This is a genomic window from Paraburkholderia sp. BR10954 (assembly GCF_040965775.1).
GTDB classification, from domain to species: domain Bacteria; phylum Pseudomonadota; class Gammaproteobacteria; order Burkholderiales; family Burkholderiaceae; genus Paraburkholderia; species Paraburkholderia youngii.
In genome coordinates this window covers 315,280-329,767 of sequence record NZ_JBFRCK010000002.1, presented here as the reverse complement: position 1 = coordinate 329,767, position 14,488 = coordinate 315,280, and the positions used below count along the sequence as shown (strand labels likewise).

10 protein-coding genes are annotated in these 14,488 nt (G+C 65.8%); 9 read left to right on the top strand and 1 reads right to left on the bottom strand.

Translation table 11 applies throughout. The features are described 5' to 3' along the window. The first annotated feature begins 227 nt into the window (after positions 1-227). The 6 genes from AB4Y34_RS04235 to AB4Y34_RS04210 all read left to right on the top strand — a co-directional run bounded on the left by AB4Y34_RS04235 (position 228) and on the right by AB4Y34_RS04210 (position 9,334). The gene (locus AB4Y34_RS04235; RefSeq protein ID WP_368715323.1) at positions 228-4,481 is read left to right on the top strand and encodes a YhdP family protein; all 4,254 of its coding nucleotides are present in this window, start codon (positions 228-230) and stop codon (positions 4,479-4,481) included. Between the two features lie 149 nt (positions 4,482-4,630). Beyond that, on the top strand, positions 4,631-5,491 hold the full coding sequence (locus AB4Y34_RS04230; protein ID WP_368715322.1) for a carbon-nitrogen hydrolase family protein: 861 nt from the start codon (positions 4,631-4,633) through the stop codon (positions 5,489-5,491). 87 nt (positions 5,492-5,578) lie between these two features. After that, positions 5,579-7,045 carry a metalloprotease TldD gene (tldD, locus tag AB4Y34_RS04225; protein WP_176379026.1) on the top strand — a complete coding sequence of 489 codons (1,467 nt, stop codon included), beginning with the start codon at positions 5,579-5,581 and terminating at the stop codon, positions 7,043-7,045. 340 nt (positions 7,046-7,385) lie between these two features. Then, positions 7,386-8,459: a 3-deoxy-7-phosphoheptulonate synthase AroG gene (aroG, locus tag AB4Y34_RS04220; RefSeq protein ID WP_176109507.1), complete on the top strand. Its 1,074-nt coding sequence runs from the start codon at positions 7,386-7,388 to the stop codon at positions 8,457-8,459. Positions 8,460-8,660: 201 nt separating this feature from the next. Continuing rightward, positions 8,661-9,005 (top strand): type II toxin-antitoxin system RelE/ParE family toxin, encoded by a 345-nt coding sequence (locus tag AB4Y34_RS04215; RefSeq protein ID WP_368715321.1) that lies wholly within the window; start codon positions 8,661-8,663, stop codon positions 9,003-9,005. Then, positions 9,002-9,334 (top strand): helix-turn-helix domain-containing protein, encoded by a 333-nt coding sequence (locus AB4Y34_RS04210; protein ID WP_176379024.1) that lies wholly within the window; start codon positions 9,002-9,004, stop codon positions 9,332-9,334. Before AB4Y34_RS04215 ends, AB4Y34_RS04210 begins: the two co-directional genes overlap by 4 nt. A 62-nt stretch (positions 9,335-9,396) precedes the next feature. On the opposite strand, the gene AB4Y34_RS04205 is transcribed toward AB4Y34_RS04210, so the two are convergent. Beyond that, the gene (locus AB4Y34_RS04205; RefSeq protein ID WP_368715320.1) at positions 9,397-9,951 is read right to left on the bottom strand and encodes a cob(I)yrinic acid a,c-diamide adenosyltransferase; all 555 of its coding nucleotides are present in this window, start codon (positions 9,949-9,951) and stop codon (positions 9,397-9,399) included. Between the two features lie 221 nt (positions 9,952-10,172). Here AB4Y34_RS04205 and AB4Y34_RS04200 point away from each other — a divergent pair, with 221 nt between their 5' ends. From AB4Y34_RS04200 to glcE, 3 genes are all read left to right on the top strand, one after another. Next, complete coding sequence (locus AB4Y34_RS04200; protein ID WP_368715319.1) at positions 10,173-11,591, top strand: FAD-linked oxidase C-terminal domain-containing protein; 1,419 nt, start codon at positions 10,173-10,175, stop codon at positions 11,589-11,591. A gap of 129 nt (positions 11,592-11,720) precedes the next feature. After that, the gene (locus tag AB4Y34_RS04195; protein ID WP_368715318.1) at positions 11,721-13,214 is read left to right on the top strand and encodes an FAD-linked oxidase C-terminal domain-containing protein; all 1,494 of its coding nucleotides are present in this window, start codon (positions 11,721-11,723) and stop codon (positions 13,212-13,214) included. A gap of 181 nt (positions 13,215-13,395) precedes the next feature. Continuing rightward, on the top strand, positions 13,396-14,484 hold the full coding sequence (glcE, locus tag AB4Y34_RS04190) for a glycolate oxidase subunit GlcE (protein WP_018431890.1): 1,089 nt from the start codon (positions 13,396-13,398) through the stop codon (positions 14,482-14,484). Positions 14,485-14,488: the final 4 nt, after the last annotated feature.

Genomic DNA, 14,488 nt, shown 5'->3' with positions numbered 1-14,488 from the left:
CCGGCGGTATTCTGACGATGTAGGGGTGTCGTTTCGGGGTCGCTGTCATATCGTTCTATTGTGCAACCGGCACGCGGCGGCAAGCATGCCGAAGCCCGTGCCGAACGGCCTCGCGAATCCCCGTCACGGGCTTTCGGACAGGGTTTGCAGGAAGTCCGCCGACACTTTCCCGTGTGTTACATTTCGTCGTTAACACGCAAAACTACCATACGCCCAGCCGCCGCAGCATGTCCGAGCGAAACGAATCCGCCGACCCGCAAGCCCCATCGCAGGTCCGGCATGTGAGCGGAAGCGACCACATCGTGTTGCGTCGGACGTTGCGCGTGCTCGCCACGCTCGCACTCGTCCTCTATTTCATCGCGGGCGGAGTGTTTCTGGGTTTGCGCTACGTGGTGCTGCCGCGAGTCGACACGTTCCGGCCGCGCATCGAAGCCGCAGTCTCCGACAAGCTGCACACCCAATTCACGATCGGCCGGCTCGCGCCGCACTGGAGCGGCTTCCAGCCTGGGCTCGACGTCACCAACCTCGTCATCCGCGATCACGACGGCGAACCCGCGCTGACGATTCCGCACGCCACCGCGACGGTATCCTGGCGCTCGCTATGGGAGTTTCATCCGGCGCTGTCGAGCCTGATCGTCGATCAGCCGGACGTGCTGGTGTCGCGCAGCGACGACGGCGTGCTGTCGGTCGCGGGCGTGCCGGTACCGACGCGCCACAGCGGCAACGACGCGCTGTCCACCTGGTTGTTGCGTCAGCAGGCGATCGTCGTGCGCGGCGGCGTGCTGCGCTGGCGCGACGCGACCCGCCACGAGCCCGAGCTGGCGCTGCGCGATATCCGCATCGCGATCCTCAATGACGGCCGCGACCACCGCATGGCGCTGCAGGCGCCGCCCGACGGCAGCGTGCTGAAAGGCCCGCTCGACTTCCGCACGCACTTTCGCCACGCGCCACTCTCCGCGATCGGCAAGCCGATCAACTGGAGCGGCCAGGTGTATATGTCGACGGGCCCGGTCGATCTGCCGACCCTCGCGCGCTACGTCGAATTCCCGATCGAGACGTTCGCCGGCCGCATCGACAATGCCATCTGGATCGACTTCAGCGAAGGCCGCATGAACCAGGCGACCGGCCAGCTGAACGGCAACGACGTCGCGATGCGGGTGCGCCCGACCCAGCCAAAGCTGCTCGTGCCGATTGCCCACTTTCTGTGGCGCGTCGAGGCAGGCGACGGCGAGTACCGGCTGCAGTTGTCGGACCTGCGTGCCGAGCTCGGCCAGCCGCCGCTCGAAGACGGCACGCCGCTCACGCGCATCCTGCGCTTCCGGACCCTCGACAGCCGCTACCGGACCGCGTCGCAGCAGCACGGGCAGCTTTTGAGCATCAGCGGCGATCGCGTCGATCTCGGCATCCTCGCCGAATTCAGCCGCGCGCTGCCGTTGCCGCGGCACTTTCTGAACGAACTCGTGCGCATCAATCCGCGCGGGCTGGTCGCGAACTACGTGATCGAGGTCGAGCGCGACAAACCGGAATCCGGAGAAGTGGGCAGCGACCATCGGCCGACGGGTGCGGAGCCGATCGAGCGTTATCGCTTCAAGGGCGATCTGCAGGGCATCAGCTTCGCCGCCCAGGAGCCGGGGCCGGGCCTGACGCCGCGCGGCCATCCGCGCGCCGGCATTCCCGGCATCGAGAACCTGTGGGGCACCGTCGACGCCGACGAAAAAGGCGGCCGCGCAAACCTCGATACGTCCAACGTGGCGATCACGCTGCCGGGCGTGTTCGACGATCCGCGTCTGACGCTCGCGCGTCTGCGCGGCCGCGCCGAGTGGACGATGGGCAAGAAGGCACCGGGCGACACGCGTCCCGCGTTCGCGGTCAAGCTCAACGATTTCAGCGTATCGAACCCCGACGTCGAGGCAAGCGCGACCGCGAGCTACAGCAATCCCGGCCACGGCCGCGGCTCGCTCGACCTCAAAGCCGACTTCCAGCGCGCGCAGGTGACCCGTATCGCCCGCTATCTGCCGACCGCGGTCAGCGAAAAGCTGCGTATTTACCTGGACCACGGCCTGCAGGCTGGCGTGTCGCGCGGCGGCACGATCGAAGTGCACGGCGACCTGACCAAGTTCCCCTACGCACGCGACCCCGACGCCGGCCTCTTCCACATCGTCGCGCCGTTCACCGGCGGCAAGTTCGATCCGACGCCGTTCCCGCCGCGCAACATGCGCAACGGCACGCCAAACGTTTGGCCCCCGCTCGACGGCATCGACGGCGTGTTCGAGCTCAAGCAGAACGTGCTGCGCTTCGACATCGACCGCGGCCGTTACAAGCGCGTCGCGCTGACCGGCGTGAACGGCCGCATCGACGACCTCGGCACCAAAGGCTCGAACCTCACCATCCAGGGCAACGGCCGGGGCCCGCTCGCCGACATGCTCGACTATGTGAACCGCAGCTCACTCGGCATCATGGCGCGGCATCAGACCGAAAAGATTCGCGCGGAAGGGCCTGCGTCCCTCGCGCTGAAGCTGACGATCCCGCGTACGCCGAAGCCGCATGTCGGCGTCGAAGGCGCGCTAGGCTTCCTGAACAATCGCCTGAGCGTGAGCAATGCGCCGCCGCTGTCGCGGCTGAACGGCCGGGTGCGCTTCACCGAACGAACGGCCGAGGTCGAGCGGCTCTCCGGACAGTTCCTTGGCGGCGACGTGCATGCGAACGGCGGCTTGCGGCAAGACGGCACATACGCGCTCGCGCTCAACGGCCACATCGCCGTCGATGCCGCGCGCGAGCTGCATCCGCCTGGCGCGGCCGCGCAGGTGCTAACGCATATGAGCGGCAGCGCGCCTTATGCGTTGCGCGTCGCCGGCGCGAGGGGCCGCCTGCCGCAGGTCAGCGCCAACTCGGATCTGAGCGGCCTCGCGCTCGATTTTCCAGCGCCGTTCGAGAAGCAGGCCGGCACACCGATGCCGCTGCATTTCGCGGTCAATCCGTCGACGGTGCCGGGCGAAGCCGGCCTCGAACGCGCCGACCTGACGCTGGGGCCGGTCGCCGCCGCGTATCTGCTGCGTTATCGGCCGAGCGCGCAGCCGCGTACGCCACCGACCGTCGTGCGCGGCGCGATCGGCGTGAACCGGGCGGTCGAGCTGCCGTCCGAGGGCGTGGTCGCCGCGGTGGACATCAAGGAGTTCAACGCGGATGCCTGGCGCGCGCTCGCCGCGCAGTTGCGCGCGGGCGCGGCCGGCGCGAATGGCGTGAACGGCGGCGCGAACGGCGGCAATAGCGCAACCAACGCCAGCAGCGCGACCACCCCCGCCGCCGCGCCGAATCCGATGCTCACGCAGTTCCTGCCGAACCGCTTCGCGCTGCACATCGACACGCTGACGCTTCTCAAGCGTCACTGGGACAACGTGATCGTCGGCGCGTCGCATATGGATCGCACGTGGCAAGCGAACATCGCGTCGAATCAGGTGTCCGGCCACGTGTCGTGGCTGCCGGGCGTGACCCGCGAATCGCCGGGAGAACTGCAGGCGCGCTTCGCACGCGTCGTGATTCCATCGGTCGCGGACAAGGACCTGCTCGGCCCGGCGATGTCGGCGCCCGCGCTGAACATGCCGTCGATCGATCTGGTCGTGAACGAGCTGATCGTGCACGACCGCAACGTCGGCCGGCTCGAGGTCGACGCGCACAACTACGACGAGAACGGCGTGCCGGTGTGGCAGCTCGACAAGCTCGACGTGACGAACCCTACCGCGACGCTCACCGCGACCGCGAACTGGCGCACCTCGACCGAACTGCCCATCTCGGCCGACGAAGCCACGCCGCGGCGCACCGTGTTCGATTTCAAGCTCGACATCAAGGACGCTGGCGCGATGCTCGAGCGCTTCGGTCTGCCGAGAACGCTCAAGGGCGGCATCGGCTCTATCCAGGGCAAGGCCGTGTGGCAGGGCGGCCCGACCACGATCGACTATTCGACGCTGAACGGCAACCTCGCGCTCGATCTGCGCCACGGCCAGATCCTGAAGGTCGATCCAGGCGTCGCAACGCTGCTCGGCGTGCTGAGCCTGCAAAGCCTCGCGCGTATCGCCACGCTCGATTTCCGCGACGTGCTCGGCGAGGGCCTGCCGTTCTCGAGCGTGACCGGTACCGCGCAGATTCATGACGGCATCGCCCGCACCGACAACTTCAGGATGGTGACCGCGCCGGCCCGCGCCGAAATGGTGGGCTCCGTCGACATCGCGCAGAGAACCCAGAACCTGCACCTGCACGTGATACCGACCGTCAGCGCCGGCTCCGCGGTGATCGCCGCGACGATCATCAATCCGCTGATCGGCCTCGGCGCGCTGGTCGCCGATATCGCCTTCACACATGGGGTGTCGCACGTGTTCGCGCGCGACTACGCGATCACCGGTTCGTGGTCCAAACCGCAGGTTCAGCGGGTGACGGGCGAACGGGGTAAGATTGACGCTCCGGCTTCGACCGTGGAAGCGCACTGAGCTTCGGTTTCCCTGGCGCCGCTGTCTCGTTCCACGCGGCCGCTCGTGCCGCTCTGCCGACTCGATGCGCCAACGGGGCCGAGCCAGCCCAGAACCATGCGGTGCCCGCGCTTCATACCGCCGCCCGCCGGGAGTCTTTCGACACGCTCATGAGCGAAACACACGTCACATCATCCGCATCCGCCGCAACGTCCGGCTCTGTCGCCAGCCCCTTTCGGGTCGCCGCGCTGCAGATGGTCAGCACGCCGGATCGCGATCGCAATCTCGCCGAAGCAGAGCGCCTGATCACCGAAGCCGCCGCCGACGGCGCGCAGCTCGTGCTGCTCCCCGAGTATTTCTGTTTCATGGGCTTCAAGGACACCGACAAGCTCGCCGTGCGCGAGCCGCATCGGGATGGCCCGATCCAGCGCTTTCTGGCCGACGCCGCGCGCCGCCACCGGCTCTGGGTGATCGGCGGCACCCTGCCGCTGAACGCGCCGGAGGCGTCGCGCGTGCTGAACACGACGCTGGTGTTCGACCCGCTCGGCAACGAAGCCGCGCGCTACGACAAGATCCATCTGTTCAACTTCGAAAAAGGCGATGAATCGTTCGACGAAGCTCGCACGATCCGGCCCGGCACCTCGGTGCAAAGCTTCGAGGCGCCATTCGGCCGGGTCGGCCTGTCGGTCTGCTACGATCTGCGCTTTCCCGAGCTGTACCGGCGCATGGGCGACTGCGCGCTGATCGTGGTGCCGTCCGCGTTTACCTACACGACCGGCCGCGCGCATTGGGAGCTGCTGCTGCGCACCCGCGCGATCGAAAACCAGTGCTACGTGCTCGCCGCGGCGCAGGGCGGCAAACATGAAAACGGCCGCCGCACCTGGGGCCACAGCATGCTGATCGACCCGTGGGGCGAGATCGTCGCGGTGCGCGACGAGGGCGCCGGCGTGGTCGCGGGCAACCTCGAACGCGCGCGCATCGACGAAGTGCGGCAGAGCCTGCCGGCATGGCGTCATCGCGTGCTGACCTGAAACCGACATTGAAACTGCCGCGCCTGCCACGCATATACCGACGCAGGCGCTCCCCGACCCCTTCGTATCGAGCAGAACATACTTCGCATGAACATCATCGAACCCGGTATCCGTAATCTCGCCGCCGCCAAGGACATCCTTCTCACGCCCTATGGCCTCGACGAGTCGCTGCTTACGCGCACGCTCGCCGAAATCTTCACGCACCGCGTCGACTACGCGGACCTGTACTTCCAGACCACCCGCAGCGAAGCGTGGAGTCTCGAGGAAGGCATCGTGAAATCGGGCAGCTTCAGCATCGACCAGGGCGTCGGCGTGCGCGCCGTGTCGGGCGACCGTACCGCGTTCGCCTACTCGGACGACCTGTCGCCCGAAGCGATCCGCCAGGCGGCCATCGCCACGCGCGCAATCGCCAAGTCGGGCGGCGGCAAGCAGAAGATCAAGGTGGCGTCGTCGCTGACCGGCATCGCCGGACGCGATCTGTACCTGCCGTCCGACCCGCTACATTCGCTCGACGCCACCGCGAAGGTCAAGCTGCTCGAGCGCATCGAACAGATGGCGCGCGGCCGCGATCCGCGCATCCAGCAGGTGATGGCGGGCTTGGCCGGCGAATACGACGTGGTGCTGGTCGCACGCAGCGACGGCGGCTTCGCGGCCGACATCCGGCCGCTCGTGCGCGTGTCGGTCACCGTGATCGCCGAGCAGAACGGCCGCCGCGAAATCGGCAGCGGCGGCGGCGGCGGACGTTTCGACTACGGCTATTTCACCGATGAAGTGCTGTCGCGCTATGTCGACGATGCGGTGCACGCGGCCCTCGTCAATCTCGACGCGCGTCCGGCGCCGGCCGGCGCAATGACCGTCGTGCTCGGCCCGGGCTGGCCCGGCGTGCTGCTGCACGAAGCGATCGGTCACGGGCTCGAGGGCGACTTCAACCGCAAGGGCTCGTCGGCGTTCGCCGGACGCATCGGCGAGCAGGTCGCCGCGAAGGGCGTCACCGTAGTCGACGACGGCACGCTGCCGAACCGCCGCGGCTCGCTCAATATCGACGACGAAGGCAATCCGACCCAGTGCACGACGCTGATCGAGGACGGCATCCTGAAGGGTTACATCCAGGACACGTTGAACGCGCGCCTGATGAAGATGCCGGTCACCGGCAACGCGCGGCGCGAATCGTACGCGGCGCTGCCAATGCCCCGCATGACCAACACGTACATGCTCAACGGCGACAAGGACCCGCAGGAAATCCTCGCGTCCGTGAAGAACGGCCTGTATGCGGTGAACTTCGGCGGCGGTCAGGTGGACATCACGAACGGCAAGTTCGTGTTCTCGGCCTCCGAGGCGTACATGATCGAGAACGGCAAGATCACGTATCCGGTCAAGGGCGCGACGCTGATCGGCAGCGGCCCGGAATCGCTGAAGTACATCACGATGATCGGCAACGACATGAAGCTCGATTCGGGCGTCGGCGTGTGCGGCAAGGAAGGCCAGAGCGTGCCGGTGGGCGTCGGTCAGCCGACGCTGCGCATCGAGAAGATGACGGTCGGCGGTACGGCCTGATTACTCGGTGGATGCACGCTTCGCGCACGCAAAACGCGAAGCGTGCGGCTTTTCCGCATTTTTCGACGTCCCGGCTTGTCAGCCGAGCCTGTACCGGGTTATAAAGTCACTCACCCTTTTTTGACCAGCGACGCATTCACTTCGCCATGTCCGCCAAGTTTTATTTTTACTTTTTTTGGTATCTCAGACCGCTGGCGGATCGAGAGGGGTGTTAGTACACGCAGGACACCGAGAATTCCCGAAAAACCGCCAGCTAGCCTGGCGGTTTTTTTTCGCCTCACGCTTTTCGATACCTATTTGACCTACGCGAACACGCTGCGAACCGATTCAGGAGAACCACATGCCCCCGCACAATACCGACGATGTCCGCATCCGCGAATTGAAGGAACTCACGCCGCCCGCTCACCTGATCCGCGAGTTTGCTTGCGACGAGACGGTGTCCAACGTGATCTACGAATCGCGCACCGCGATGCATCGCATTCTGCACGGCATGGACGACCGTCTGATCGTCGTGATCGGCCCGTGCTCGATTCACGATCCGAAGGCCGCCATCGAATACGCGGGACGTCTGATCGAGCAGCGCAAGCGCTTTGCCGGCGAGCTCGAAGTCGTGATGCGCGTGTACTTCGAAAAGCCGCGCACGACGGTGGGCTGGAAGGGTCTCATCAACGACCCGCACATGGACAACAGCTTCAAGATCAACGAAGGTCTGCGCACCGCGCGCGAGCTGCTGCTGCGGATCAACGAACTCGGTCTGCCCGCCGGCACCGAGTACCTCGACATGATCAGCCCGCAGTACATCGCGGATCTGATCTCGTGGGGGGCGATCGGCGCGCGCACGACCGAATCGCAGGTGCATCGCGAGCTGGCTTCGGGACTGTCGTGCCCGGTCGGCTTCAAGAACGGCACGGACGGCAACGTGAAGATCGCCGTCGACGCAATCAAGGCCGCCTCGCAGCCGCACCACTTCCTGTCGGTCACCAAGGGCGGACACTCGGCGATCGTATCGACCGCGGGCAATGAGGACTGCCACGTCATTCTGCGCGGCGGCAAAACGCCGAACTACGACGCCGACAGCGTCAATGCGGCCTGCGCGGATATCGGCAAGGCGGGTCTCGCCGCGCGTCTGATGATCGATGCGAGCCATGCGAACAGCTCGAAAAAGCACGAAAACCAGATTCCGGTGTGCGCGGACGTCGGCCGTCAGATCGCCGCGGGTGACGAGCGCATCGTTGGCGTGATGGTGGAGTCGCACCTCGTCGCGGGTCGCCAGGATCTGAAGGAAGGCTGCCAGCTCACGTACGGCCAGAGCATTACCGATGCATGCATCGGCTGGGACGAAAGCGTCGCCGTGCTCGAAGGCCTTGCCGAAGCGGTCAAGCAACGCCGCGTCGCGCGCGGCAGCGGCAACTGAAGGCCTGCCCCGCCGCCATCGCGGGGGCTTGTCGGTAGTCCGTAGAAAACCCGGTTCAATTTCGAACCGGGTTTTTTATTGGCCATTCGGACGAATGGTACTGAGCCGGCCGCCTCGCTATCGTCATAGCTCGTTGCCTGGTTGCTTGCACGACTTGACTGGGCTGGAGAGTGCGTATAAGATTTTGTACATGAGGTGGCGATGGAGCAGGAAAAAGAAATTCGCTGGTTAGGCTCCAGCTACCGTGATTTGCTTGCTTTTCCCAACGAAGCGCGTCGTCTCGCCGGGTTTCAGCTTCACAAGATTCAGTCAGGACTCGACCCTGACGACTGGAAACCGTTCGAGTCTATCGGCGCGGGAACTCGCGAAATTCGCATCAGAGACGAGGACGGTATTTTTCGCGTGATGTACGTGACCAAATATGCCGAAGCGCTGTACGTGCTGCATTGCTTTCAGAAGAAAACGCAGAAGCTCGGACCGCGCGACAGAAAAATTGCCGAAACGCGCTATCGCGCCATCACTCATTACAGGACCACCCAGCCATGACGATCGACACCCACATTCGTCACGTAACGCGAGCCGGCGCGAACGTGTTCCTCGAACTCGGTTTTTCCGCCGAGGAAGCGAAGCGCCTTCACGCGGCGTCGCAAAAGCAGATCAACGATACGCGGCTGCTCAAGGAACAATTGATGACGGAGCTGTCCACGTGGATCGAACAGCATCATCTGAAGCAGGCCGAGGCGGCCGAAATTCTGATGGTGTCGCGTCCGCGCGTGTCAGACGTCGTCAACAAGAAAACCACCAAGTTCACGATCGACACGCTCGTTGAAATGCTGAGCCGCATCGGCAAGCCGGTTACGCTCGCCGTCGGTTGAGCGGTTGAGCGTCGGCTCGTGCGAAGCTCAGTACCTATCTATATGCGCATGGGCGTCGCCGCTCAAGGCGTGCCGCGATCGTGCTGCCATAGCACGTCGGTGCCGCCGTCCGCGCGATTGAGCACGCGCGCCAGCACGAACAGCAGATCGGACAGCCGGTTCACGTACTGACGCGGCGCCGCGTTCAGCGTCTCGTGTTCGCCAAGCGCGACGATCGCGCGCTCCGCTCGGCGGCAAACGGTACGGCACACATGCGCAAGCGCAGCCGCGCGCGAACCTCCCGGCAGAATGAATTCCTTCAGTGGCGGCAGCGTGGCGTTGTAGTCGGCGAGCCAGCCGTCGAGCTGCGCGAGATGCCGCTCGGTGATCATCGTGTGACCGGGAATGCACAGCTCGCCGCCCAGATCGAACAGATCGTGCTGGATTTCGACCAGCGCCGCGCGTACGTTCTCGGGCAGGTTCTCGCACAACAGCACGCCGAGGTTCGAATTGAGTTCGTCGACATCACCGATCGCGGCGATTCGCGCGCTGTCCTTGCGCACACGGCGGCCGTCGCCGAGACCGGTGGTGCCGTCGTCGCCGGTGCGAGTGGCGATCTTGCTGAGCCGATTGCCCATGATGCTCCCCTGTATTCAGTGACGATGCGGCCACCACGTTTGTCCATATTGCACGCATCGCGAAATCGCCGCCATTATATGAGCGGAAGCCGGCGCAGCGCCGTCCGGCGGGCGAACGGCGTAAAATGAAACGGCTGCTGCAAACAGGCTGTTATCTAAAGAAACTTTCATCGGACCGGAGTAAGCGTTGAAGCGCCAACTCCGCTCGACAGGAGACATGCGTGAACCATCCCGTACCGCCGGCGCCGCTTCGCCGGCCGTTTCCGGCCGAATTGCTGAACCAGCTCAAAGCCGCTTTCGGCGATCGGGTCTCCGTTGCCGAAGCCGTGCGTGCGCACCACGGCCGCGACGAATCGCCGTTCGATCCGCAATTGCCTGACGCTGTCGTCTTCGCGCGCACAAGCGAAGACGTGCAAACCGCCGTCAAGCTGTGCGGCCAGTTCGACGTGCCGATCATTCCGTACGGCAATGGCTCGTCGCTCGAAGGACATCTGCTTGCCGTGCAAGGCGGCGTGTCGATCGATCTGTCGGAGATGAACCGGGTGTTGTCGATCAACGCCGAAGACCTGACCGTCACCGTCGAGCCCGGCATCTCGCGCAAGCAGCTGAACGAAGCGCTGCGCGACACGGGCCTGTTCTTCCCGATCGACCCGGGCGCGGACGCGAGCATCGGCGGCATGTCGGCGACCCGCGCGTCCGGTACCAACGCCGTGCGCTACGGCACGATGCGCGAGAACGTGCTCGGCCTGACGGTCGTGCTCGCCGATGGCCGCGTGATCAAGACCGGCTCGCGCGCGCGCAAATCGTCGGCGGGGTACGACCTCACGCGCCTGTTCGTCGGCTCGGAAGGCACGCTCGGCGTGATTACCGAAATCACGCTGCGCCTCTATCCGCAGCCGGAGGCGGTGTCGGCCGCGGTGTGCACGTTCCCGTCGATGGGCGATGCGGTGCGCGCGGTCATCGAGACGATCCAGATCGGCGTGCCGATCGCGCGTGTCGAGTTCGTCGATTCGCTGGCGATCCGCTCGATCAATCGCCACTCGAATCTGTCGCTGCGCGAAGCGCCCACCTTGTTCTTCGAATTTCACGGCACCGAGGCCGGCGTCAAGGAACAGGCCGAACTCGTGCAGGAAATCGCCGCGCAAAATGCCGGCGAAGGCTTCGAATGGGCGACGCGCCCCGAAGACCGCAGCCGCCTGTGGAACGCGCGTCACAACGCCTATTTCGCGATGCTGCAACTGAAACCCGGCTCACGCGCGGTGACTACCGACGTCTGCGTACCGATCTCGCGTCTGGCGGAGTGTGTGGTCGAAACGGAGCAGGATCTGTTGGCGTCGCCGCTGCCCTGCCCGATCGTCGGCCATGTCGGCGACGGCAATTTCCACGTCGCAATCCTGATCGATCCGGACAAGCCCGAAGAGCTCGAAGAAGCCGAACGCCTGAACCATCGCATCGTGCAGCGCGCGCTGCGCATGGACGGCACCTGCACCGGCGAGCATGGCGTCGGTCTGCACAAAATGGGTTTTCTGCTCGAGGAGCACGGCGACGTCGCGGTCGACACGATGCGCTCCATCAAGTACGCGCTCGACCCGCGCAATCTGATGAACCCGGGCAAGATTTTCGCCTGGGCGGCGGCCTGATCTACGTTGCGAAGGCCGGCCGCGATAAGCCGCCGGCCGGAACACGCAAGTGACGCGAAGCAGGCCGCCCGAAACAGCCGGCTCGAACCTGGAAGCCGGACCGGCGCAAGCCACGAGGAGACAACTCACATGAACGCACCCGCTGAACTGTCGGCCGAAGTCCTCGCGCAGCGTCAGCGCGAAGTCGTGCAGGCGCTGATGGCCGTGTTGCCGAGCCACTGTCTGCTCTATCGCGAGGAAGATACCGTCGCGTACGACTGCGACGGCCTCGCCGCGTACCGGCGTCTGCCGCTCGCGGTCGCGTTGCCGGAAACCGAATCGCAAGTGCAACGCATCGTGCAGATCTGTCATCGTCTCGATGTGCCCATCGTGCCGCGCGGCGCGGGCACCGGGCTGTCCGGTGGCGCAATGCCGATTCGGCATGGCGTCGTGGTGTCGCTCGCGCGCTTTCGCAAGATCGTCGAGGTCGACCCGTATGCGCGCATCGCGACCGTGCAGCCGGGCGTGCGCAACCTCGCGATCTCCGAAGCCGCGGCACCGTATGGCCTCTACTACGCGCCGGATCCGTCGTCGCAAATTGCCTGCACGATTGGCGGCAACGTGTCCGAGAATTCGGGCGGCGTGCATTGCCTGAAGTACGGCCTCACCGTGCACAACGTGCTGCGCGTGCGCGCGGTGACGATGGACGGCGAGATCGTCGAATTCGGCTCGCTCGCGCCTGACGCGCCGGGGCTCGATCTGCTCGCGGTGCTGATCGGCAGCGAGGGCATGTTCGCGATCGTCACCGAGGTCACCGTCAAGCTGATCCCGAAGCCGCAAACGGCGCAGGTCATCATGGCGAGCTTCGACGATGTCGTCAAAGGCGGCGACGCCGTTGCCGGCATCATTGCGGCGGGCATCATCCCGGCCGGCCTCGAGATGATGGACAAGCCCGCCACGCGCGCGGTCGAGGAGTTCGTCAACGCGGGCTACGACCTCGACGCGGCGGCGATCCTGCTGTGCGAATCGGACGGCACGCCCGAGGAAGTCGCGGCCGAGATCGTGCGCATGACCGCGGTGCTGCGCGAGCACGGCGCGACCCGTATCCAGATTTCGCGCACGGAGGCCGAGCGCCTGCGCTTCTGGTCCGGGCGCAAGAACGCGTTTCCGGCCGCCGGCCGCATCTCGCCGGACTACTACTGCATGGACGGCACCGTGCCGCGCCGAAGTATCGGGCCGCTGCTCGCGCGCATCGAGGAGATGGAGAAAACCTACCAGCTGCGCTGCATCAACGTGTTCCATGCCGGCGACGGCAATATGCATCCGCTGATCCTGTTCAACGGCAACGACCAGGACGAGTGGCATCGCGCCGAGTTGTTCGGTTCCGACATCCTCGAAGCTTGCGTCGAGCTGGGCGGCACGGTGACGGGCGAGCATGGCGTCGGCATCGAGAAGATCAATTCGATGTGCGTGCAGTTCTCGCCCGAGGAGCGCGACACGTTCCACGCGGTCAAGCGAGCATTCGACGCGCCCGGTCTGTTGAATCCCGACAAGGGCATTCCGACGCGGGCGCGCTGTGCCGAATACGGCAAGATGCACGTGCGCGGCGGACTGCTGCCACATCCCGATCTGCCGCGCTTCTAGCGGCTGGCGTCCGCATCGCGCAGCCACCGTTTGCCGCGCCCGCGCCGATGCGGGCGCGGCCTGCACGGCGATTTGCGCCGCCCCTTCAGACCGATGCCGCGCCCCGTCATGCGGGTGCGCTCCGGCTTGCCAGCGAGCCGCCGCCCGGTACAATCAAACGAAACACAACGAGCAGGACACCATGGAAGAGGACGACATCGTCGCCGTATGGTCCGAACGCGTGCGCTCGGCCAGCGCCGAGGGACGCGCGGTGCGCATCCGTGGCGGCGGCACCAAGGACTGGTATGGCCAGACGCTGGAAGGTGAGATCCTCGACACGCGCGCTTATCGCGGCATCATAGCGTACGATCCGGCCGAGCTCGTGATCACCGCCCGCGCGGGAACACCGCTGCTGGAAATCGAAGCCGCGCTCGCCGAGCACGACCAGATGCTGGCGTTCGAGCCGCCGCACTTCGGTCCGCAGGCCACCTTCGGCGGCTGCATCGCCGCGGGCATTTCCGGGCCGCGCCGGCCGGCCGTCGGCGCCGCGCGCGACTTCGTGCTCGGCGCCGTCGTGATGAATGGCCAGGGCCAGGTGCTGCACTTCGGCGGCCAGGTCGTCAAGAACGTCGCGGGTTATGACGTGTCGCGGCTGCTCGCGGGCTCGCTCGGCACGCTCGGGCTGATCCTCGAGCTGTCGGTCAAAGTGCTGCCGCGCCCGCAGGCCGAAGCCACGCTGAAATTCGACATGAATGGCACCGACGCGGTACGCAAGCTCAACGAATGGGGCGGCCGGCCGCTGCCCATCACCGCGAGCGCATGGCGCAACGGCACGCTCGCGGTGCGCCTGGGCGGCGCGGAGGCCGCGGTCAAGGCCGCGCGCACCGGGCTCGGCGGCGAAGTCGTCGATGCGGTCGAAGCCGAGCGCTTCTGGGGCGGCCTGCGCGAACAGACCGACTCGTTCTTTGCAAGCATTCCGCCGAAGGCCGCGCTGTGGCGTCTCGCGTTGCCGTCGATCACCGAGCCGCTGCAGCTGCCCGGCGCGCAACTGATGGAATGGGGCGGCGGCCAGCGCTGGTGGATCACCGACACCGACGCGCAAACCGTGCGCATCAGCGCGAAGCAGGCCGGCGGCCACGCAACCATTTTCCGCAGCGGCCACGGCTACGACCGCAGCGCCGGCGTATTCACACCGCTGCCCGCGCCGTTGATGAAAATCCATCGCGGCCTCAAACATGCATTCGACCCGGCCCGCATCTTCAACCGCGGCCGTCTCTACCCCGACTTCTGAGCGA

Bases quoted from the DNA above. Each gene is read 5' to 3' on its own strand.
- AB4Y34_RS04235 (WP_368715323.1), top strand. From the start codon at position 228: ATGTCCGAGCGAAACGAATCCGCCGACCCGCAAGCCCCATCGCAGGTC.
- AB4Y34_RS04230 (WP_368715322.1), top strand. From the start codon at position 4,631: ATGAGCGAAACACACGTCACATCATCCGCATCCGCCGCAACGTCCGGC.
- tldD (WP_176379026.1), top strand. From the start codon at position 5,579: ATGAACATCATCGAACCCGGTATCCGTAATCTCGCCGCCGCCAAGGAC.
- aroG (WP_176109507.1), top strand. From the start codon at position 7,386: ATGCCCCCGCACAATACCGACGATGTCCGCATCCGCGAATTGAAGGAA.
- AB4Y34_RS04215 (WP_368715321.1), top strand. From the start codon at position 8,661: ATGGAGCAGGAAAAAGAAATTCGCTGGTTAGGCTCCAGCTACCGTGAT.
- AB4Y34_RS04210 (WP_176379024.1), top strand. From the start codon at position 9,002: ATGACGATCGACACCCACATTCGTCACGTAACGCGAGCCGGCGCGAAC.
- AB4Y34_RS04205 (WP_368715320.1), bottom strand. From the start codon at position 9,951: ATGGGCAATCGGCTCAGCAAGATCGCCACTCGCACCGGCGACGACGGC.
- AB4Y34_RS04195 (WP_368715318.1), top strand. From the start codon at position 11,721: ATGAACGCACCCGCTGAACTGTCGGCCGAAGTCCTCGCGCAGCGTCAG.
- glcE (WP_018431890.1), top strand. From the start codon at position 13,396: ATGGAAGAGGACGACATCGTCGCCGTATGGTCCGAACGCGTGCGCTCG.